The organism is [Clostridium] celerecrescens 18A (assembly GCF_002797975.1).
GTDB classification, from domain to species: domain Bacteria; phylum Bacillota; class Clostridia; order Lachnospirales; family Lachnospiraceae; genus Lacrimispora; species Lacrimispora celerecrescens.
This window is the reverse complement of record NZ_PGET01000001.1, coordinates 4,262,334-4,283,598: the sequence shown is the minus strand read 5'-3', so window position 1 is coordinate 4,283,598 and position 21,265 is coordinate 4,262,334. Positions and strand designations below refer to the sequence as shown.

Below are 21,265 nucleotides of genomic sequence, written 5' to 3'. Positions count from 1 at the left end.
AGGCCTGCTTCCATAATAGACATTCCCTGCATATTTTTTACTTACCCATACAGAACTTACGGAATATCTCCTGAACCAGATCATCTCCCACCGACTCTCCCAGGATGGTTCCCAACTGTTCATAAGCATCCATTAAATCAATGGAATAAAAATCCTCCGGCATTTCCTCTTCCACGCTCCGCTCCACCATAGAAAGACTCTTATGCGCTTCCAAAAGTGCATTCTTATGCCTTACATTCGTAATATAAACCTGATCATTAAAATCAATCTCACCCTGATAGAACATTGCCTTTATCTCATCTTCCAGATTCCCGATCCCCAGACGTTCCTTTGCGGAAATGGGAATCACCCGATGTCCGGTTCTCTTTTTAAGCATGTCCTCTGTAACAACAGGAATGAGATCCGTCTTATTTAAAAGGACCACTGCCTTCCGGTCTTCTATAAACTCTAAAATCTCCTTATCATTTTCATCAAGAGGACAGGACCCATCCACCACATAAATGATCAGATCCGCTTCCTTGGCTGCACTTCTAGCCTTCTCAACACCAATCTTTTCAACCACATCCTCCGTATTCCGGATTCCTGCCGTATCAATGATATTAAGGCTTAAGTCCTCCAGCCTGATCTGCTCCTTTAATGTATCCCTGGTAGTTCCTGCAATATCTGTGACAATTGCCCGCTCCTCTCCAACCAAAACATTTAAAAGAGAGGACTTTCCTGCATTTGGCTTTCCTAAAATAACAGTCTCAATGCCTTCTGACAGAACCCTTCCATTATCGGCTGACCTAATTAGAAGATTCAGTTCCTCTTTTAATGGCCTGATTGCCTGCAAAAGACGCTCCTGGTACCCATCCAGAGAAATGTGTTCCGGATCATCAAGCGCTGATTCTATAAAAGCAATATGATAAATAATTTTATCCCTCATATCCTTTATTTTCTTAGAAACAGCCCCCTCCAACTGGCTGACAGAGGACTTTAAAGCATAATTATTTTTCGCATTGATCACATCAATTACAGCCTCTGCCTGGGATAGATCCACTCTGCCATTTAAAAATGCCCTCTTGGTAAATTCCCCAGGCTCCGCAGGTATGGCACCGTACTTTAACACGGTTTCTAATATTCTCTTCGTTACAAGAACTCCTCCATGGCAGTCTATCTCAACCGTATCCTCTGCCGTAAAGCTTCTTGGCCCTCTCATAATCAGAACCAGAACTTCATCGATAACCTCATCCCCATCAAAGATATAACCGTAATGGATGGTATGTGACGGCTCCTCTGAAAGCTTCTTCTCGTTTTTTCCTTTTCCTTTAAAAATCCGATCTATAATCTGAAATGACTCTTCGCCGCTTATCCTGATAATCCCGATACCGGAACTGGACATGGCTGTGGCGATAGCCGCTATTGTATTCATTTTCATATTCAATCACCTAAATAACTTCCAGTTTAAGAAAAGGGGTGAGGTGCCTTCCGACAGCCCCAACCCCTCATAGTTATTTGTCTATTTACCTATCTCTCTTTTTCCTGATTCCGTTCTTTTTTGGAATAATCCTTCTTTAAGGAAATAACAACATGTCTGAATGGTTCCTCTCCCTCACTTCTGGTAACAACAAACTTGTCATTTTGAAGTGCGGAATGGATAATCCTTCTTTCATAAGGATTCATCGGTTCTAAAGAAACCGAACGTCTTGTCCGCTTCACTTTATAAGCGATATTTTTTGCAAGAGTCTCCAGAGTTTCCTTTCTCCGCTCCCTGTAATTTTCCGTATCAAGTTTCACCCTGATGTAATCTTCGTTTTCCTTATTAATAACAAGGCTAACCAGATATTGCAGGGAATCCAGGGTCTGTCCTCTTTTGCCTATTAAAATTCCCATGTCGTCTCCCGACATGTTAATGGAAAGTTCTTTTTCCTTTTCCAGATAAGAAGCTTCCATATGGACACCTAAATTCATAGCGCCGAACATATCGGATAGAAAGGTCATAGCCTTATCTTCCATGGTTTCTTTCTTTTTTGCACGGATGACAGCCGGCTTTGAACCGATAAATCCCAGAATACCATTACTGCCCTTATCAACAATCTCGTACTCCAGCTTATCACTGGTTGTTCCTAATTCGATTAATGCCTTTGTAATCGCTTCATCAACGGTTTTTGCTGAAACTGTAATCATATCCATAGGTCACCCTCCTATTTACTGTGCTTTTCGTTGTACTTCTCGACCATCCTCGCCTTTGATGCAATGCTGCCCGGATTTGAAGCTCCGCTGTTATAATAATCGTTGGAAGCCTTAACCTGCTCCCTGGTCTTCTCAGCTTTAGCATTACTCTCAGCTTCCACTTTTTCATTGGCAGCCTGGAGATTTTTTAAATTGGCGGTAGCATTCTGGGCAACATGCTGAGGAGGAAGCCCCTTCTTTGCACGCTTTTTATTAGCCTTCTCAACATTCCTCTTAATCATTTCATCCATATCAATTGAGTTTAAATGGCGGTTTACCGCAACCTGCTGGATGATCTGGAACACACTGGAGGCAATCCAGTAAATACCAATACCGGATGCAAAGGTGAAGCAGAAAAACACAGACATAAGCGGCATGACCGTATTCATGCTCTTCATGGACTGAGCCATGGCATTGCCCTCATCATTTCCATTTTGAGGCTGGTTTACTGTCATCAGCTTGGTACTGAACCACTGGCTGAGACCTGCCAAAATCGGAATGAGAATAGCAAGACTGAAATGGAAGCCGCCTCCTGGCGGAAACAGTAAGCTGGATGGTGTAGATGACAGATTGATTCCCAGGAAGGAATTCATATGGGAAATCTGGGCTGCATTGACAGCAATGGTATCCTTAATGGTAGGAAATAATTCCTGCAAAGAATTCCATTGGCTGGGATTTAACTGATATAAGAAATCCACCATCCCATTGCTTGTTGTAAGGCTTCCGATTCTTGATACATTGATTTTATTGTCTGTGGCAAACTGTGTCAGCAGCCCTACATGATCCACCCCAAGGGAATTTACAGCTGTCACTACATTCTCAAATACCGTTTTAACGCTCTGTACATAGGCAGGAATATGGTAGATAACCTGATACAGGGCGAAAAGAATGGGCATCTGGATGACAAGCTGCACACAGCCGCCCGTCATGGAAGTTCCATATTTTTCATAAACCGCCTGAACTTCCACGTTCTGCCTTCTCATGGATTCCTGGTCGGTTTTTCCTTTATATTTTGCTTGAATCGCCGAAATTTCCGGCTGCATAACGCTCATTAGTTTTGATGATTTCTGCTGCTTTAAGGTCAGCGGAAACATAAGAAGTTTTGTTACAAGAGTAAATAAAATAATACACAAACCAATATTCTGGATTCCAAACGTACTGGTCAGCTTAAACAGCCAATCCATGATAATACCCAGAACGGTCGCAAACGGCCCCAAGATGCCTCCTACCTTAGTCAATACTAAGAATTCCAATGAACTACCTCCTCATCTGTTACGGAACTGGATCATAACCGCCTTTTGCAAATGGATTACACCGAAGTATCCTCTTGCAAGCCAAAAATGTACCTTTTAACACACCATACTTTGTAAGCGCCTCAATGGCGTATTGAGAACACGTAGGCGTGTAAATGCAGTGAGTTCTTATTTTCAGAGGAGAAAGAAACTTCTGATACCCTCTGATCAACAAAATCATGACTTTCTTAATCATAAGATCACTTCGATTCTTTTTTTAAAATGTTATGAAGTCCGCACAAGTGCAGATATGCACTTTCGATTGTTTTGTAATTTTCTTCCTTTGCCGCTGATCTTACAACGACTACGATGTCTAATCCTGCCTCTACCATTTCCTCATGAAGCCTGAAACTCTCTCTGATTAATCTGGTTATGCGATGCCTTACAACGCTGTTTCCTACCTTCCTGCTGACGGATATGCCGATTCTGGTCTCAGGCCTGTCCGTTTTTCTAACATACATTACAAGAAGTCTGTTGGCAAGGGATCTTCCGGTTTGATAAACTTCTTGAAAATCCCGGCTTTTCTTAATTGAATTAAAATGTTTCATGAAACTTTTTCCTATCTCCTGTCCACGCTTTTTGGACAAAAAGGTATACCTGAAAGGTATTTTCCTGTTTCCCAGGAATTTGAGAAAAGAAAAGGCCACAATTACTTGCGGCCTGGTCCATTAAGCTGATAATTTTGCTCTTCCTTTTGCTCTTCTGGCAGCTAAAACTTTTCTTCCGCCTGGAGTGCTCATTCTGGCTCTGAAACCATGAACTTTGGATCTCTGTCTCTTCTTTGGCTGAAACGTCATCTTCATAATCTACGGACACCTCCTCTTGTTACAATAGTTTATCATAGGCAATATGATGAAACATATTGAGACTATCTTAATTAAACATCGTTTCAATTATATAGAACAAAAGATGGTTAGTCAAGGGAAAAATGTATTTTTTCATTTAAAACCGACACTGCCCCGGCGTTTTTTTGCGGCATTCCAGATACCGGATCTGATGCATATCAGACACTCCTGCCCATATAACGGGAAAATCCGATTACGTCCGTTTTCAATCTACTAATCAATCTATTTATACAGTATAATAAAATTGGAATATATTTCTATTTGATATATGGATAGATATGGGTGAAAATGCGCTTTAGAAAGGACGGTTAGCCAATGAATCTTGAAAAAATCAATATCAGGGACCCCTTTATACTGGTAGACGAGGGGAAATATTACATGTATGGGACAAGGGCTTTAACATGCTGGACATCTGCCACAGGATTTGACTGTTACATCAGCGATGACTTAGAAAACTGGAATGGGCCTTACGAAGTATTCCATAAGCCGGAAGACTTTTGGGCCGATTTAAATTGCTGGGCTCCTGAGGTCCATAAACATAATGGTTCCTATTATATGTTCGCAACCTTTAAAGACAGTCAATCCCTTGGAGGAACTGCAATTTTGAAAGCAGATCATCCCTTAGGTCCATTTATCCCGCACAGTGAAAAACAGATCACACCAAAAGACTGGGAATGCATTGATGGAACATTTTATGTAAACTCGCAAGGAAAACCCTTTATGGTTTTTGTCCATGAATGGGTCCAGATTTCGGATGGTTCCATCTGTGCTGTAGAGCTAAGCCAGGATCTAAAGAAGGCGGTATCCGAACCCATATTGCTTTTTCACGCTTCTGAAGCAAAGGGCTGGGTGCTTCCTGTAAAAAATAAAAGACCAGGTACAAATTATGTAACGGATGGCCCGTTCCTCTACCGGACAAAAAGCGGCCGCTTAATCCTTCTCTGGTCCAGCTTTGGAAAGGAAGGATATACAGAGGCTCTGGCTTATTCCGACAATGGTGATATTACAGGAAATTGGACCCAGGATGACAGACTCCTGTTTGAAAAAGACGGAGGTCACGGAATGATATTTAAGAACTTATCCGATGAACTTTATCTTACCCTGCATACCCCGAATGAACATTTAAAGGAGCATCCTGTTTTTTACAAACTGGAAGAAACATGCGATACCCTTTGGGTTAGGAAAATGTAATACTCTACAACATACCTTTACACCTTAAAAAGCGGAACAAGCTTTGTCTATTAACCATGGGCAGAAAAGAGGAACTATGAAAGAAGTAATTTTTGCAGGAAAATGCGATGGAATCGGAATCAGCCACGTATCCAGGGACTGTGATCTGGATGAAACCATTGGATTTTATAAAAATGAATATCAGATTTATTATATCCTGGATGGAGAGCGCTTTTTCTATACAAACAATAAAAGCTTCAAGATGTCAAAAGGTACCTTATCCTTTATTGATAAAAAGAGAATTCCTTTTACCAATGTGATCGGCGGAAAATACCACGAGCGGATATTAATAGAAATTGAAGAAACATGGTTGATTTCTGCAGGTAACACCATGGAATTAGACTTAAGGGGATTTTTCAATGATTTCCATGGCGTTCTCCAAATGAATTCCAGGCAACAGGAGATGATTGAAAAAAAGCTCCGTAAAATGGAAGATGTTTTGAAGGCAGAAAAACCTTATGCTTCCGCAAAAGTGAAAGAGCTGCTTTTTTCCATCATCATAATGATTTTAAACGGTGCAGGCACCAGACAGGATGAATATCATACCCTGGGCGGTAAAATGATGCGGTATGTTAAGGTAAAGGAAATTATGTATTATATCATGGAGCATTATTCTGAGATCTATGGCCTGGAAGATCTGGCAGGTATATTTTATCTTGATAAAAGCTATTTAAGCCGTATTTTTAAAGAAGTCACCAATTTTACCGTAAATGAATTTATTAACCTTCAGAAAATCGACCATGCCAGAAACTTAATCTTAGATGATTCCCTGTCCATTGAAGACATATCCAAAAAATTAGGCTATGAAAGACTTTCTTACTTTGACCGCGTTTTCAAAAAATACGTAGGAATGTCCCCTCTTCAATACAGAAAATCCAGGAAAACCACTTAAGTCCAGTCAATTTAGTGAAAATTAGGAGGATTTTTTGATGTATTGGCGCTTTGCCCTGTAGATATTGAGATATTTCTTTATTAATAGTAAAATATGTACATACAAAACTAATTAATCATTTAATTATTGTATAATTTAAACATCTTTTCATAAAAAGGAGGTTAGATGGATTGAAAAAGATGAAAAAAATCTGGCAGGACAATTTTATCCCTTATATGTTCCTGCTTCCCTGGCTCATAGGTATTCTGGGATTGACCGTTTATCCTATGTTCATGTCGCTCCGTATGAGTTTTACGGATTACGATTTCACAAAGCCTGATTCGGCCCAGTGGATCGACTTCGGAAATTACATAAGAATGTTTGGTTCATTATTCGGCATCACTGATTTTACGGCAGGTTCAGGCAAAATTATGAGGGTCGACCCATACTATTTAAAATCATTATCAGTAACATTTACCTATGTATTCACATCGGTTCCCTTAAAGCTGATTTTCGCATTGCTTGTGGCTGTACTGATGAATCAGAAACTGCGTTTCGTATCTTTTTACCGTGCCGTATATTACATTCCCACCCTGCTGGGCGGTTCAGTGGCCATAGCTGTTTTGTGGAGAAAGCTGTTTGAAAAGGAAGGTTTGATAAACGGACTTCTCTCATCCATTGGATTTACGAATCTGCCAGGCTGGATCACCAATCCCAAATATGCACTGGGAACTCTGGTGCTGCTTACGGTATGGCAGTTCGGTTCATCCATGATTATCTTTCTGGCCGGTTTAAAACAGATTCCTATGGATTACTATGAGGCAGCCAGTGTAGATGGTGCCAGCAAAGTCCAGCAGTTTTTTTCAATAACAATCCCATCTCTTACGCCGGTCATACTTTTTAATCTTGTCATGCAAATGATTTCGGCATTCCAGACATTTACTCAGGCATACATCATCGGCGGCGGCAAAGGAGGCGTCTTAAACTCAACGCTTTTTTATACACTGCATTTATATCTTCAAGGATGGACTTACCATGAAATGGGTTACGCCTGTGCAATGGCGTGGGTACTTCTGATTATTATCGGTTCATTTACGGCAGTCATATTTGGGTCGTCAAAACTTTGGGTCTCCTACGGAAACGGAGAATAATTATGAAAGCAAGAAGACAACTTCATATCATACTGACACATATTTTTATCATAACACTGGGAATTACCATGCTTTATCCGGTCATCTGGATGGTCGTCAGTTCTTTTAAGCCTAACAATATGATATTCAGTGACACGGGTCTGATTCCCAAAGCAATTACCACTAATAATTATATCAGCGGCTGGAAGGGATATGCCGGCATTTCTTTCGGTAAATTTTTCTTAAACTCCATGCTTTTGTGCATAACAGCAGTGGCTGCAAACTTAATTTCATGTACGATGGCGGCTTATGCTTTCGGAAGGCTTAAATTTTTCGGAAAAAACTTCTGGTTCGGTATTATGATGATAACTCTTATGCTCCCGGCACATGTTACATTGGTTCCCCGCTATATCCTTTTTAACACCTTCGGCTGGGTCGGAACTTACCTGCCGCTTCTGGTTCCCAAATTTTTAGCAACTGACGCATTTTTTGTATTTCTGCTGGTTCAGTTTATAAGAGGACTGCCAAAAGATCTGGATGAAGCCGCCATCATTGACGGCTGCGGAAAGATAGGTATCTTCTTCAGGATCGTTATACCTCTTGCAGGACCGGCAATGGTTACTACCGCACTCTTTACTTTCCTCTGGACATGGGACGATTTTTTCAATCACCTTCTTTACCTTACGTCTCCGGAAAGCTACACAGTATCCCGTGCCTTAAGAACCTTTGTAGGCGATGCGGGAGCCGTATCAAACTGGGGCGGTGCACTGGCCATGTCCACTCTGGCCATGCTGCCGAGCTTTATTTTATTCTTTTCCCTTCAAAAATATTTTGTTCAGGGCATCGCTACATCCGGAATCAAGGGTTGATGCCAGTTCCAATAAAAATAACATGAAAAGGAGAATCCTATGAAAAAATCGATTCAACTGCTGTTAGCCGCCTGCACAGTCCTTTCCTTATGGGGTTGCAGTTCCAAGGCCGTTCAGCAAACAACAGAAGCGGCGGCCACTGCGGCAGCCACAGAATCACAAAAGGCGGTAAGTGAACCGGCAGATACAAACGGCCTTCCCCCATATACCGGTGGAGCGGCTGAACTGCGCTTTAGCTGGTGGGGCAACGATGAACGGGCTTCCCTCACCAATCAGGTGATAGAACGGTTCATGGCCGCCTATCCCGATATCAAAGTTACAGGTGAACCGAATGGTGGTACTGCCGATCACTTCCAGATCATTGATACCCAGCTTCAGGGTAATAATGCTCCTGATCTGATCCAGTTCGGGGGCAATTATCCGGATTACATACAGTATCTCACTCCTCTTAACGACTTTCTCGGGAAACAGCTTGTGATCAATACTGCAGGGCAGTTTGACCAGGTAGCCCTTAATGCCGGTACCCAGGATGGAAATCTTTATGCTGTCAGCCTTGGGACCAATACGCTTGTTCTCGCCTATAACAAAACATTGATCGAATCCGTTGGCGCTTCCGTCCCCGATTACAATTTAACCTGGGATGAACTGATTGCCTACGGAAAGGAATTAAAATCTAAGCTTCCGGATGGCGTGTTCCCCTTTGTTGATAACAGTACCAATCAAGCCAACTACTTTAGCTACTACTGCCAACAGGAAGGAACTCCATTATGGACCTCTGACCAGGGCGGCAAAAGCTATATGACATTGGAGACTTCAAATAAGTGGATTCAGCTATGGGCCGGTTTACGGGAAGAAGGCTTGATACCAGATGCAGATACAACCGCAACCTATGCTGAAACAGGCGCTGACAGTTCTGCCCTGGTCGCAGGAAAAGCTGCAATCGGAATGATATGGAGCAATCAGGTAGCCGGCTATCAGGCGGCGATGACTGACCAACTGGGAGCGACCACACTTCCCGCAGGCGGTGAAAAAGCATACGCGATCCAGATGAGCCAGTATCTTGGAATCAACAAGAACAGCCCGAATGCGGAAGCAGCGGCCCTTTTTATTAATTACTTTGTGTCAAGCCCTGAAGCCGGTGAGATTCTTGGCACGAACCGGGGGATTCCCTGCTCTCCTGTTGTGCGTGAAGCAATCTCCGGTAAGTCCACACCAATTGATGCAGCTGTCTATGCAATTTATGACGCAATCAGTGACCGTTCCATTCCTCAGGGTCCAAATTTGCCAAATGATCAGGAATTCATAAATGAATTACATCTCATTGGACAGAACGTTGCCTATGGCAGTACAACCGTAGACCAGGGTGCTGCAGATCTTTTTGATCTTATACAAAGGCTTATCATAAAATAATAAAACTTAATCAACAGGAGAAACCGCTTGGCTTCTCCTGTTTCAATAACACCTCACACCTGACCTTTGGAGGCAAAATGTGAATATACAAACAAGTGTATCATTTCAGACTTCTTATGAACTTTTGCAAAAGCTCATGGATTCCGCCGAAAAAAAAACATTAAATAATTTGAAACGTTTCGATACCAGGCTTGTACTGATCGAAGGCGGAGGCTACGAAAAAATATGGCTGGAAACCCAACCCATGGGCGGAGAAATGTACGCAAAAAGGAATATGGAAGCCGGACTGAATAACCATCTTTTGTTCATGGAACATCAACGGGAGGATGGCCGATTACCTGGAAGCATTGCTTTTATAGATGGAAAAATCACCCCCCAGTTCAATAAATTTCAGGGATTCTGCTTTCCCTCTTCAGCTCTTAACATGTATTATTTAATAGGAAAAGACCCGGAATATTTAAATCTTCTTTATATTACATTAGAACAATTTGACACTTATTTATGGAATGTAAGAGATTCTGATGGGGATGGCTGTCTGGAAAGCTGGTGTAAATACGATACCGGAGAAGATCATGCCCTCCGGTACGGGGATGCACCGGATTCCTGGAGTAAAGAAGTTCCCCCTAAAAACTGCCGGATCGTTCCCATGGCCTCCATGGATATTATGAGCTTTTCATATTCCTCAAGGGAAACTCTTTCTAAAATTTGCAGAATACAGGGAAATGAAAATAAGGCTGAATTCTGGTTAAAAAAAGCATTATCCGTTCAGAAAAAAATAGAAAATTATCTGTGGGATGAAGAAAAAGGTGCCTGCTTTGACCGGGACCGGCATCACAATGTCATGAATATTATGACCCATAACAATTTAAGAGCCATGCACTGGAACAGCCTGACCCAGCACATGGCCGACCATTTTATTACACGGCACTTACTGAATCCGGAAGAATTCTGGACTTATATGCCGCTTCCATCCATTGCGGTAAATGATCCTCTATTTCGAAATATCACCACCAACGACTGGAGCGGCCAATCGGAGGCGCTCACGTATCAGCGCGCGATCCGTGCTCTTGAAAATTATGGCTATGATCATCTGATCCCATATCTGGGAGAAAAACTGTTTGGCGCAATCGGAGAAACATGCATTTTTGTACAGCAGTATGATCCTTTCACCGGAAAACCCTCTTTAGAATCCTTAGAAGGAATGCAAGATTCCTATGGCCCTGCCATGCTTTCCGTCATGGAATATGCAGCCCGTATGTATGGGATTCATATGGAACATGATAAGATTTACTGGGGAACAACAGGAGGACACGAAAGTCTCTATGAGCAGATATGGGGAAAACATGTATTTAAAATAAAAAATTCAGGCTTCCAGTCAGAAGCCTTTGTTGACGGTAAAAAAATTTTTGAAGCCGGAAAAGACTTAAAGATCATTACAGATATAAATGGGAAACTATTGGATTTAAAACAATTTAATACACATGCAGATATCAGACAAATAAAAACATTTTTATAAGTCACAATATAATAGTAAAAGCCAATGCTCCACAAAATACATGGAGCGTTGGCTCATTTTTTATTAGTGTTTATCCTTTCATAGCCTTAAATAATGCCTGTGAGACCGCCACAGTAAGTATTCCCGCCACAATGGCCTCCGGAATTCCGTTGATGCATATAATTCCAATAATTACGGAATAGATTCCTTCCGTCAGTCCCCTTGCCGCCTGTCCATATTCTTTTCCGAAAAATAAGTAAATCAGATTCATTACCAATAAAGTATTGGTTAATGATCCTGCAACTCCTGCGGCCGCCAAAGCGATGGTCCTCTTTCCGCTTTTTTCACCCAAAGCTTTTAATACCGCCCGGAACACATAATAGGCTACGATTCCTACAAGAATCCTGGGAATCATACAAATGATCAGGCTTCCTATATTCCCCCCGTACTCTCCTACTTTAATAAAAGGAGAAAATACAAAGGAAGTGGGATTGGGCATGTAGGTATTTTTCCACAGACTGGTCAGTCCGAATACCATTCCCAAACATCCGCCATATTTTGGTCCAAGAATAATGGCTCCAATTATGACCGGAACATGAATGATCGTGGCGTTCATAAATCCCAGGGGAATGTACCCAAAGGGCGTAAACGCCATGATGATGATAATGGCAACAAATACGGCTGCCAGTACCAGGCTACGGGTTTTGTTCTCAATATTCATTTTTTTACCTCCTGTGCTACTGTTCTTTTATAAAGATACAATGCATCTGGTTACATGTGCATTATATTATAGAAAGCTTTTATCCGTCAATCCACGTCAGGAAATTTTCGTCCATTTTGTTAATTTACATAAACTTATCAACATTATGGGGATAACTTGTGGAAAACTCTCTGGATATTATCTTGATAATTGTTGTTTTATTCACAGGCCTGTCCTTTCAGCCCATATAATTTCCACGTTCCCGGGATGTGAATAACAGAACTTACCAAATATCCCTTTTTTGTGGACAACTCTCTCTCTGGATGATTATCAACACATCATTCACATGCAATACACATCCTCTGCACACACTTATCCACAATTTTTTTCTATTATCATTGAAAATTGTTTCAAAATAGTATAGAATGAACTGTAGATTGGGTAAATGCGCATATTTGCATTTTTATAAATGTAGGAGACTTACAATGTTAGAAAAGTTAAAGGAAAAATGGGATGATATCTTATTTAATTTAAAAGAAGAACACGAAATTACGGACGTGTCTTTTAAAACTTGGCTTCTTCCGCTAAAAGTTTATTCTGTAAACGGCGAAAAAGTCATCGTCACGGTACCGGATGTGGAATTCTTGGGATACATCCGCAAAAAATACGGGTTTCTTCTAAAGATCACCATAGAAGAAGTGACTGGATTTGAGTGTAGCGTTGATTTTGTTGTGGAAAATCAACTTCCAAAAGAGGCCGCGTCCGCCCCTGCTGGCAACACTCTTATTACCAATACCATAAATCTGGTCAGCCAGTCGGCAATCATTACCGCAAATTTAAATCCGAAATACACCTTCGATACCTTTGTGGTAGGTGCCAACAATAACCTGGCTCATGCCGCCTCTTTGGCTGTTGCAGAATCCCCAGGTGAAATTTATAATCCTCTGTTCATATATGGAGGCGTGGGTCTTGGAAAAACTCACTTAATGCATTCCATCGGCCATTTTATCTTAAAGAATAATCCGGCTGCAAAGGTTCTCTACGTGACCAGTGAGAAATTCACCAATGAGCTGATCGATGCGATCCGTAATAAAAACAACTTCTCTCCTACTGAATTCCGTGAGAAATACAGAAACAATGACGTTCTGCTGATCGATGATATCCAGTTTATCATTGGTAAGGAAAGTACCCAGGAGGAATTCTTCCATACCTTCAACGCCTTATACGAGGCTAAAAAGCAGATTATCATTTCCTCTGATAAACCGCCTAAGGAAATCGAAACCTTAGAGGAACGGCTCCGTTCCCGGTTTGAATGGGGCTTAACCGTGGACATACAGTCCCCTGATTATGAGACCCGAATGGCCATCCTCAGGAAAAAGGAAGAAATGGAAGGCTATAACATTGACAATGAAGTCATTAAATACATAGCAACCAACATCAAATCCAACATCCGGGAACTGGAAGGCGCCCTGACAAAAATCGTGGCCCTCTCCCGCCTTGATAATAAGGAGATCACCGTAGAACTGGCGGAAGAAGCATTAAAGGACATTATATCCCCTAATGACAAGCGGGAAGTTACACCGGAACTTGTCATACAGGTTGTTGCAGATCATTACGGCATTACTCCTCTTGATATCTCTTCCCAGAAAAGGAACAAAGAAATCGTTTATCCACGTCAGATCGTTATGTACCTCTGCCGTGACATGGTTGGAACCCCCTTGCAGATGATTGGAAAATACCTGGGAGGAAGGGACCATACCACCATCATCCATGGGATAGAAAAAATTACCGCAGAGATAAACAAAAACGATACTTTAAATAACACCATTGAAATTCTTAAAAAGAAGATTAGTCCACAATAAGGTGTGTATTAGGTGTTAATACCCTGTGGACAATTAAGAGCCTTAAATCGTTTCTCATCTACTTGTGGATAACCTTAAAGTTTTCCTTCGATTTTGTGGACGTTATTCACACTGTTATGAACATGGAAACATCAACCTTTATATAGGTTATCAAGGCTTATACACAAACCCACAGCCCCTACTACTAATACGACGGAATTTAACTATATCATCCATCTATTTATTGCAATTTCTAGAGCAAAGGAGTTATCAACAATTATGAAACTGACATTTAAACAGGATGCGATCCTAAACGGCATTAACATTGTACTGAAAGCAGTTCCCAGTAAAACAACCATGTCCATCCTGGAATGCATCTTCATCGATGCCAGCGGATCAGAGATCAAACTGACCGCCAATGACATGGAGCTGGGAATAGAAACAAAGGTAGAAGGAACCATCCAGGAAAGAGGAAAAATCGCCCTTGAGGCAAAGCTGCTTTCAGAGATCGTAAGAAAACTCTCTTCTGCAGGAGATTCCCTTGTTACCATTGAAAGTGATGAAAAGCTTACCACCACTATTTCCTGTGAAAACTCCGTATTCCATATCCAGGGACGGGATGGGGAGGAATTTGCTTATCTTCCGTATATTGAACGGGATCATTATATCTGCCTTTCCCAGTTCTCATTAAAGGAAGTGATCCGCCAGACTATTTTCTCCATTGCTCCCAATGACAGTAATAAAATGATGACCGGAGAGCTTTTCCAGGTATCCGGGAACCAGTTAAAGGTGGTTTCTCTGGATGGTCACAGGATATCTATCCGAAATATTGAATTAAAAGATACTTATCATGATATAAAAGTCATCGTTCCTGGCAAGACTCTAAATGAAGTCAGCAAGATTCTTGGCGGAGACAATGAAAAGGAAGTGCTTATATTCTTCAGTACCAACCACATTTTATTCGAATTTGATGATACCATCGTTGTTTCCCGTTTAATTGAAGGAGAATATTTCCGGATTGATCAGATGCTATCAAGCGATTATGAGACAAAGACCGCTGTTAATAAAAGAGAGCTTTTGGACTGTCTTGACCGGGCAACCATCCTGGTAAGGGAAAATGATAAAAAGCCCCTGATCATGAATATCGAAGATCAGGAAATGCAGCTTAAGATGAATTCCAGCTTTGGCTCCATGAATGCCCAGGTTCCGATTCATAAAACAGGAAGTGACATCATGATCGGCTTTAATCCAAAGTTCCTGATCGATGCCTTAAGAATTATTGACGACGAAGAAGTAACCATTTACATGCTGAATCCCAAATCCCCCTGCTTTATCCGGGATGAAGAGGGCAAATATATTTACCTGATCCTTCCTGTCAACTTCAATGCGGCAGCTGTTTAAACTGTCCGTATAGGCAAAGGAAAGATGGGAACAACCATTTATGCCCGAAAATGGGCAATAGAGAGGAATCTATGGAGACAATCAAGTTAAGGGATGAATACATCAAGCTGGGACAGGCCTTAAAGGCAGCCGGTATGGTTGGATCAGGGGTTGATGCAAAATTTGTCATTGAGGATGGTCTTGTGCAGGTCAATGGCCAGGTAGAATACCAGAGAGGAAAGAAATTAAGAGCCGGAGACGTAGTCACTTTTGATGGTAATACCATTAAAATCGAGTAATGCCCATACCTTTATGTCCAAAAGGAATGGACAATAGGAGGAAATAACACCATCCATGATCATTGAATCGATAGAGCTTAAGAATTACCGCAACTATGATGAATTACATATGGATTTCAGTCATGGAACCAATATACTCTATGGGGACAATGCCCAGGGGAAAACAAATGTCTTAGAAGCAATCTATGTCTGTGCTACGACAAAATCCCACAGAGGGAGCAAGGATAAGGAAATCATACAATTTGACAGGGATGAGTCGCATATCAAGCTAAACATCAGAAAGAAAGATATTCCATACCGGATTGACATGCATTTGAAGAGGAATAAAGCCAAAGGCGTGGCAGTAAATGGCGTTCCCATAAGGAAGGCCAGTGAGTTGTTTGGAATCGTCAACGTTGTATTTTTTTCTCCAGAGGACTTAAATCTCATAAAAAACGGGCCTGCCGAAAGACGCCGGTTCGTTGATTTGGAATTATGTCAACTAAACAAGCTTTACGTCCATTCCCTTGTGCAGTATAACCGGATCGTGACGCAGCGCAATAAACTGTTAAAAGATATGGCTTTCCGGCCTGATTATGAAGAAACCCTGGACATATGGGACATGCAGCTGGTCCAATATGGGAAGGAAATGATAGGTTACCGGAAAGCATTTATAGAACAGCTGGATGGAATCATAGGACCCATCCACCGGAAGCTTTCCGGGGAAAAGGAAACTCTGCGAATCCTTTATGAGCCAAATGTAGAGGCGGATGTGTTTGAAGATGTCATAAGGCGAAGCAGGCAGCAGGATATCAAGCAGAAAACTACGCTTACCGGACCCCACCGGGATGATTTAAGTTTCATCATCAACGGAATCGACATTCGCCGGTTTGGTTCCCAGGGACAGCAGAGGACAGCGGCTTTGTCCTTAAAGCTTGCAGAAATAGAACTGGTAGAAAAAACAGTATATGATTATCCCATCCTTTTACTGGATGACGTATTATCAGAGCTGGACAGCAGCAGACAAAATCAATTACTTGCAGGAATCAATCATATACAGACCGTGATCACCTGTACGGGACTGGAAGAATTTGTAAGAAACCGGTTTCCCGTTGATAAAATATTCAGGGTGGTAAGCGGTACCGTAGGAAGTGAAAATTAATTCAGGAGGAAGCGTGCAAATATGAGTCAAGAATATGGTGCAGATCAAATCCAGATATTAGAGGGTCTTGAAGCAGTAAGAAAAAGACCTGGTATGTATATCGGCAGTACATCCACAAGGGGACTTCATCATCTGGTTTACGAGATCGTGGACAATGCGGTGGATGAGGCTCTGGCAGGATATTGCGACAGCATAGAGGTGATTGTCCATCCTGACAATTCCATTACAGTCGTGGATGACGGACGAGGGATCCCCGTAGGTATCCAGAAAAAGGCCGGGATTCCGGCGGTAGAGGTGGCCTTTACCATCCTACATGCCGGCGGCAAATTCGGCGGCGGGGGATATAAGGTTTCCGGTGGTCTTCACGGCGTGGGCGCTTCTGTAGTAAATGCTCTTTCCCAGTGGCTTGAAGTGGAAATCCGCCAGGATGGAAAGATCTATAAACAGCGTTATGAAAAGGGAAAGACCATGTATCCATTAAAGGTCATAGGAGATTGCGGCCCGGATGAGCATGGAACAAAGGTTACCTTCCTTCCCGATGATGATATTTTTGAGGAAACGGTCTATGATTATGATACTTTAAAGATCCGTCTCCGTGAAACCGCATTTTTAACCAAAAACTTAAAGATTATCCTGAAAGATGAGAGAGAAGATAAACGGGAGCACGTGTTCCATTATGAAGGGGGCATCAAGGAGTTTATCACCTATTTGAACAAGGGAAAAACCCCTCTCTATGATCAGGTGTTTTATTGTGAAGGAACAAAGGATGGCGTCTATGTTGAGGTAGCCATGCAGCACAATGATTCCTACACTGAGAATATCTACAGCTTTGTCAATAACATCAATACTCCAGAGGGCGGAACCCATCTGGCAGGCTTTAAGAGTGCCCTGACTACCACCTTAAATGATTATGCCAGAAAGAACAGGCTGTTAAAGGAAAATGAAACCAACTTATCCGGTGAGGATATCAGAGAAGGTCTGACAGCTATTATAAGCGTTAAGATCGAGGAGCCTCAGTTTGAGGGCCAGACAAAGCAGAAATTAGGAAACAGTGAGGCAAGGGGAGCGGTGGATAACCTCTTAAGGGAACAGTTCACCTATTATTTAGAACAGAATCCAAGCCTTTCAAAAACTATATGCGACAAATCAATCCTTGCCCAGCGGGCAAGAGCCGCAGCCAGAAAGGCCAGGGATTTGACCAGGAGAAAGACCGCCCTTGAGGGGATGGCACTTCCTGGAAAGCTTGCGGACTGTTCCGATAAAAATCCGGAAAATTGCGAGATCTACATCGTAGAGGGAGACAGTGCCGGAGGCTCTGCAAAAACGGCCCGTTCCAGAAACACTCAGGCCATCCTTCCCCTGCGAGGAAAAATCCTTAATGTGGAGAAGGCAAGGCTTGACAGGATTTATGCCAATGCGGAAATAAGGGCCATGATTACCGCCTTTGGATCAGGAATCCATGAGGACTTTGACTTAAGTAAATTAAGGTATCATAAAATTATCATCATGACCGATGCCGACGTGGATGGTGCCCATATCAGCACCTTGTTGCTCACCTTTTTATACCGCTTCATGCCGGAGCTTATCCGGGAGGGCTATGTATATCTGGCACAGCCTCCTTTATACAAGGTGGAAAAAAATAAAAAGGTATGGTATGCCTACAGCGATGATGAACTTAATTCCATCTTAAAGGAAATCGGTCGTGACAACAACAATAAGATCCAGCGTTATAAAGGTCTTGGAGAGATGGACGCAGAACAGCTTTGGGAAACCACCATGGACCCGGAACGAAGAGTTCTTCTGCGTGTTATCATGAATGAGGACACCACATCCGAAATGGATTTAACCTTTACCACCTTAATGGGCGATCAGGTAGAGCCAAGACGTGAATTTATCGAAGCCAACGCCAAATATGTACAGAATCTTGATGTTTAATTGGAGGAAATAAAATGGAACCAAATATCTTTGATAAAGTTCATAATGTGGACCTAAAAAAGACCATGGAAAAATCGTATATCGATTATGCCATGAGCGTCATTGTTTCCAGAGCCCTGCCTGATGTAAGAGACGGTTTAAAACCGGTTCAGCGTAGAGTTCTGTATTCCATGATCGAGCTCAACAACGGTCCGGATAAACCACACCGTAAATGTGCCCGTATCGTCGGTGATACCATGGGTAAATACCATCCTCATGGCGACAGCTCCATTTACGGAGCGCTGGTGAATTTGGCACAGGAGTGGTCTACCAGATATCCGTTGGTGGATGGTCATGGAAACTTCGGTTCCGTGGATGGAGACGGCGCGGCTGCCATGCGATATACGGAAGCCCGCTTAAGTAAGATTTCCATGGAGATGCTTGCGGATATCAACAAAGATACCGTTGATTACAGCCCCAACTTTGACGAGACAGAGAGGGAACCGGATGTCCTTCCGGCCCGTTATCCCAATCTTCTGGTAAATGGTACCTCAGGCATTGCTGTTGGTATGGCTACCAACATCCCACCTCACAACTTAAGAGAGGTCATCAATGCGGTCGTTCATATTATTGACAATCAGGTGGAAGAAAACAGAGAAACCACCATGGAAGAAATCCTGGAAATCATCAAAGGACCTGACTTTCCAACCGGAGCAACCATCCTCGGAAAACGGGGAATTGAAGAAGCATACCGCACTGGTAGAGGAAAAATCCGTGTCAGGGCTGTCAGCGATATTGAGGCTATGGCAAACGGAAAAAGCCGGATCATTGTAACCGAGCTTCCATACATGGTTAATAAAGCCCGCCTCATTGAAAAAATTGCAGAATTGGTGAAGGATAAAAAGATAGACGGCATTACTGACTTACGGGATGAGTCCGACCGTTCCGGTATGAGGATCTGTGTTGAGCTCCGCCGGGATGCGAATGCCAATGTAATACTTAATCAGCTGATCAAACATACCCAGCTTCAGGATACCTTTGGTGTGATCATGATTGCACTTGTTAAAAATAGTTCCGGTGTTCTGGAACCAAAAGTGTTAAACATCCTTCAGATGTTAAATTATTATCTGGATCATCAGAAGGAAGTTGTTACCAGAAGAATCCGTTACGATTTAAATAAAGCAGAAGAAAGAGCCCACATATTGCAAGGCTTGCTCATTGCCCTGGATAATATTGAAGAAGTCATCAGGATTATCCGCGGTTCGGCAAATGTCCAGGCAGCCAAGGCAGAACTCATGAGCCGTTTCGGCTTAAGCGATGTCCAGTCTCAGGCAATTGTGGATATGCGTTTGAGAGCTCTTACCGGTCTGGAAAGAGAAAAGCTTGAGAATGAATTCAGGGAACTGGAAGCAAGGATTGCAGAGTTAAAGGCCATCCTTGCCGATGAGAAAAAGCTTTTAGCAGTGATCAAGGAGGAAATATCCATCATTTCCGCAAAGTTCGGAGATGACAGAAGAACCTCCATCGGCTTTGATGAATACGATATGTCCATGGAAGACTTGATTCCCGATGAAAACACCATCGTCGCCATGACAAAACTGGGATATATTAAGAGGATGTCTATTGACAACTTCAAGAACCAGAACCGGGGCGGCAGGGGAATCAAGGGAATGCAGACCATTGACCAGGATTACATCGAAGACCTGATGATGACAACAACCCATCATTACCTGATGTTCTTTACTAATACAGGCCGTGTTTACCGGTTAAAGACCTATATGATTCCGGAAGGAAGCAGAACATCCAGAGGAACTGCAATTGTGAACCTTCTGCAGATGCTTCCAGGAGAAAGCATTACAGCTATCATCCCCATGAAAGAATACGACGATGACAAGTTCCTCTTCATGGCAACCAAAAACGGAATGGTAAAGAAAACACCTATGAGGGAATACGCCAATGTCCGTAAGAACGGCCTTCAGGCCATTGTCCTTCGGGAAAATGATGAACTGATTGAGGTTAAAGCAACCGACGATACAAAGGATATTTTCCTGGTAACAAAAAAGGGCCAGTGCATCCGGTTCCATGAAAAGGATGTCCGTATCACAGGACGTGTATCCATTGGTGTTATCGGTATGAAGCTTAATAATGATGACCAGGTCGTTGGCATGCAGAAGGAGTCCCAGGGTCCAAAGCTTTTGATCGTATCTGCTAACGGTATGGGCAAGCGTACTCCTATTGAAGAATTTACTCCTCAAAGAAGAGGCGGAAAGGGCGTTCTGTGTTATAAGATCACAGAGAAGACTGGTGATATCGTAGGAGCCAAGCTGGTTGAGGATGACCATGATCTCCTTCTGATCACAACCGAAGGTATCGTGATCCGTATTTCTGTCAATGATATCTCTGTGATAGGCAGAAATACATCAGGAGTGAAGTTAATGAACATTGATCAGGATTCTGATATCAAAGTTGCCAGCATTGCCAAGGTACGGGATGACGGAAGCAAGTCCGACGGAGAAGGCCTGGAAGAATTGGATATCCAGGATGAAGTGATTCTGGAAGAAATCACCGAAACGGATGAGGTTCCTGAAGAGGAATAAAATTTTAACACGAATGATATTGTAATATTTAATTTTTTAT

At 42.3% G+C, this 21,265-nt stretch carries 19 protein-coding genes; 12 read left to right on the top strand and 7 right to left on the bottom strand.

Going from position 1 to position 21,265, the window contains the following annotated elements:
- Positions 1-37 precede the first annotated feature (37 nt).
- The 6 genes from mnmE to rpmH form a co-directional block, all read right to left on the bottom strand.
- Positions 38-1,417: a tRNA uridine-5-carboxymethylaminomethyl(34) synthesis GTPase MnmE gene (mnmE, locus tag H171_RS19505; protein ID WP_100306606.1), complete on the bottom strand. Its 1,380-nt coding sequence runs from the start codon at positions 1,415-1,417 to the stop codon at positions 38-40.
- An 89-nt stretch (positions 1,418-1,506) separates the two neighbouring features.
- Positions 1,507-2,172, bottom strand: coding sequence for an RNA-binding cell elongation regulator Jag/EloR (jag, locus tag H171_RS19500; RefSeq protein WP_100306605.1), 666 nt, complete (start codon positions 2,170-2,172; stop codon positions 1,507-1,509).
- Between the two features lie 11 nt (positions 2,173-2,183).
- Positions 2,184-3,464, bottom strand: a complete 1,281-nt coding sequence (locus H171_RS19495; protein WP_100306604.1) for a YidC/Oxa1 family membrane protein insertase — start codon at positions 3,462-3,464, stop codon at positions 2,184-2,186.
- Positions 3,465-3,483: 19 nt separating this feature from the next.
- Positions 3,484-3,699 (bottom strand): membrane protein insertion efficiency factor YidD, encoded by a 216-nt coding sequence (gene yidD, locus H171_RS19490; protein ID WP_100306603.1) that lies wholly within the window; start codon positions 3,697-3,699, stop codon positions 3,484-3,486.
- Between the two features lie 4 nt (positions 3,700-3,703).
- Positions 3,704-4,051: a ribonuclease P protein component gene (rnpA, locus tag H171_RS19485; RefSeq protein WP_100306602.1), complete on the bottom strand. Its 348-nt coding sequence runs from the start codon at positions 4,049-4,051 to the stop codon at positions 3,704-3,706.
- 120 nt (positions 4,052-4,171) lie between these two features.
- Positions 4,172-4,306 (bottom strand): 50S ribosomal protein L34, encoded by a 135-nt coding sequence (gene rpmH, locus H171_RS19480; protein ID WP_013274848.1) that lies wholly within the window; start codon positions 4,304-4,306, stop codon positions 4,172-4,174.
- A 357-nt stretch (positions 4,307-4,663) separates the two neighbouring features.
- On the opposite strand from rpmH, the gene H171_RS19475 reads away from it, so the two are divergent.
- The 6 genes from H171_RS19475 to H171_RS19450 all read left to right on the top strand — a co-directional run bounded on the left by H171_RS19475 (position 4,664) and on the right by H171_RS19450 (position 11,374).
- Positions 4,664-5,539: a glycoside hydrolase family 43 protein gene (locus tag H171_RS19475; RefSeq protein WP_100306601.1), complete on the top strand. Its 876-nt coding sequence runs from the start codon at positions 4,664-4,666 to the stop codon at positions 5,537-5,539.
- A 76-nt stretch (positions 5,540-5,615) separates the two neighbouring features.
- On the top strand, positions 5,616-6,470 hold the full coding sequence (locus H171_RS19470) for a helix-turn-helix domain-containing protein (RefSeq protein WP_100306600.1): 855 nt from the start codon (positions 5,616-5,618) through the stop codon (positions 6,468-6,470).
- Between the two features lie 179 nt (positions 6,471-6,649).
- Positions 6,650-7,600: a carbohydrate ABC transporter permease gene (locus H171_RS19465; protein ID WP_207655241.1), complete on the top strand. Its 951-nt coding sequence runs from the start codon at positions 6,650-6,652 to the stop codon at positions 7,598-7,600.
- 2 nt (positions 7,601-7,602) lie between these two features.
- Complete coding sequence (locus tag H171_RS19460) at positions 7,603-8,448, top strand: carbohydrate ABC transporter permease (RefSeq protein ID WP_100306599.1); 846 nt, start codon at positions 7,603-7,605, stop codon at positions 8,446-8,448.
- 39 nt (positions 8,449-8,487) lie between these two features.
- Entirely contained in the window at positions 8,488-9,858 is a 1,371-nt protein-coding gene (locus H171_RS19455; RefSeq protein WP_100306598.1) for an ABC transporter substrate-binding protein, read from the top strand.
- A 79-nt stretch (positions 9,859-9,937) separates the two neighbouring features.
- Positions 9,938-11,374, top strand: a complete 1,437-nt coding sequence (locus tag H171_RS19450; protein WP_100306597.1) for an MGH1-like glycoside hydrolase domain-containing protein — start codon at positions 9,938-9,940, stop codon at positions 11,372-11,374.
- Positions 11,375-11,444: 70 nt separating this feature from the next.
- Here the strand turns inward: H171_RS19450 and H171_RS19445 are convergent, their stop codons facing one another.
- Entirely contained in the window at positions 11,445-12,074 is a 630-nt protein-coding gene (locus H171_RS19445; RefSeq protein ID WP_100306596.1) for an ECF transporter S component, read from the bottom strand.
- Between the two features lie 464 nt (positions 12,075-12,538).
- On the opposite strand from H171_RS19445, the gene dnaA reads away from it, so the two are divergent.
- The 6 genes from dnaA to gyrA all read left to right on the top strand — a co-directional run bounded on the left by dnaA (position 12,539) and on the right by gyrA (position 21,225).
- Positions 12,539-13,915, top strand: a complete 1,377-nt coding sequence (gene dnaA / locus H171_RS19440; RefSeq protein ID WP_100306595.1) for a chromosomal replication initiator protein DnaA — start codon at positions 12,539-12,541, stop codon at positions 13,913-13,915.
- A gap of 258 nt (positions 13,916-14,173) precedes the next feature.
- Positions 14,174-15,295, top strand: a complete 1,122-nt coding sequence (gene dnaN, locus H171_RS19435) for a DNA polymerase III subunit beta (protein ID WP_100306594.1) — start codon at positions 14,174-14,176, stop codon at positions 15,293-15,295.
- Between the two features lie 71 nt (positions 15,296-15,366).
- Entirely contained in the window at positions 15,367-15,573 is a 207-nt protein-coding gene (locus tag H171_RS19430) for an RNA-binding S4 domain-containing protein (RefSeq protein ID WP_100306593.1), read from the top strand.
- 55 nt (positions 15,574-15,628) lie between these two features.
- The gene (recF, locus tag H171_RS19425; RefSeq protein ID WP_100306592.1) at positions 15,629-16,714 is read left to right on the top strand and encodes a DNA replication/repair protein RecF; all 1,086 of its coding nucleotides are present in this window, start codon (positions 15,629-15,631) and stop codon (positions 16,712-16,714) included.
- Between the two features lie 21 nt (positions 16,715-16,735).
- The gene (gene gyrB / locus H171_RS19420) at positions 16,736-18,649 is read left to right on the top strand and encodes a DNA topoisomerase (ATP-hydrolyzing) subunit B (RefSeq protein WP_100306591.1); all 1,914 of its coding nucleotides are present in this window, start codon (positions 16,736-16,738) and stop codon (positions 18,647-18,649) included.
- 14 nt (positions 18,650-18,663) lie between these two features.
- The gene (gene gyrA / locus H171_RS19415; RefSeq protein ID WP_100306590.1) at positions 18,664-21,225 is read left to right on the top strand and encodes a DNA gyrase subunit A; all 2,562 of its coding nucleotides are present in this window, start codon (positions 18,664-18,666) and stop codon (positions 21,223-21,225) included.
- Positions 21,226-21,265: the final 40 nt, after the last annotated feature.

Excerpts from the sequence above, each read along its gene's own strand:
- H171_RS19475 (WP_100306601.1), top strand. The coding sequence starts at position 4,664 with ATGAATCTTGAAAAAATCAATATCAGGGACCCCTTTATACTGGTAGAC.
- H171_RS19455 (WP_100306598.1), top strand. The coding sequence starts at position 8,488 with ATGAAAAAATCGATTCAACTGCTGTTAGCCGCCTGCACAGTCCTTTCC.
- gyrA (WP_100306590.1), top strand. The coding sequence starts at position 18,664 with ATGGAACCAAATATCTTTGATAAAGTTCATAATGTGGACCTAAAAAAG.
- H171_RS19465 (WP_207655241.1), top strand. The coding sequence starts at position 6,650 with ATGAAAAAAATCTGGCAGGACAATTTTATCCCTTATATGTTCCTGCTT.
- gyrB (WP_100306591.1), top strand. The coding sequence starts at position 16,736 with ATGAGTCAAGAATATGGTGCAGATCAAATCCAGATATTAGAGGGTCTT.
- H171_RS19470 (WP_100306600.1), top strand. The coding sequence starts at position 5,616 with ATGAAAGAAGTAATTTTTGCAGGAAAATGCGATGGAATCGGAATCAGC.
- rpmH (WP_013274848.1), bottom strand. The coding sequence starts at position 4,306 with ATGAAGATGACGTTTCAGCCAAAGAAGAGACAGAGATCCAAAGTTCAT.
- H171_RS19430 (WP_100306593.1), top strand. The coding sequence starts at position 15,367 with ATGGAGACAATCAAGTTAAGGGATGAATACATCAAGCTGGGACAGGCC.
- rnpA (WP_100306602.1), bottom strand. The coding sequence starts at position 4,051 with ATGAAACATTTTAATTCAATTAAGAAAAGCCGGGATTTTCAAGAAGTT.
- H171_RS19445 (WP_100306596.1), bottom strand. The coding sequence starts at position 12,074 with ATGAATATTGAGAACAAAACCCGTAGCCTGGTACTGGCAGCCGTATTT.
- H171_RS19460 (WP_100306599.1), top strand. The coding sequence starts at position 7,603 with ATGAAAGCAAGAAGACAACTTCATATCATACTGACACATATTTTTATC.
- dnaA (WP_100306595.1), top strand. The coding sequence starts at position 12,539 with ATGTTAGAAAAGTTAAAGGAAAAATGGGATGATATCTTATTTAATTTA.
- yidD (WP_100306603.1), bottom strand. The coding sequence starts at position 3,699 with ATGATTAAGAAAGTCATGATTTTGTTGATCAGAGGGTATCAGAAGTTT.
- recF (WP_100306592.1), top strand. The coding sequence starts at position 15,629 with ATGATCATTGAATCGATAGAGCTTAAGAATTACCGCAACTATGATGAA.
- jag (WP_100306605.1), bottom strand. The coding sequence starts at position 2,172 with ATGGATATGATTACAGTTTCAGCAAAAACCGTTGATGAAGCGATTACA.
- mnmE (WP_100306606.1), bottom strand. The coding sequence starts at position 1,417 with ATGAAAATGAATACAATAGCGGCTATCGCCACAGCCATGTCCAGTTCC.
- dnaN (WP_100306594.1), top strand. The coding sequence starts at position 14,174 with ATGAAACTGACATTTAAACAGGATGCGATCCTAAACGGCATTAACATT.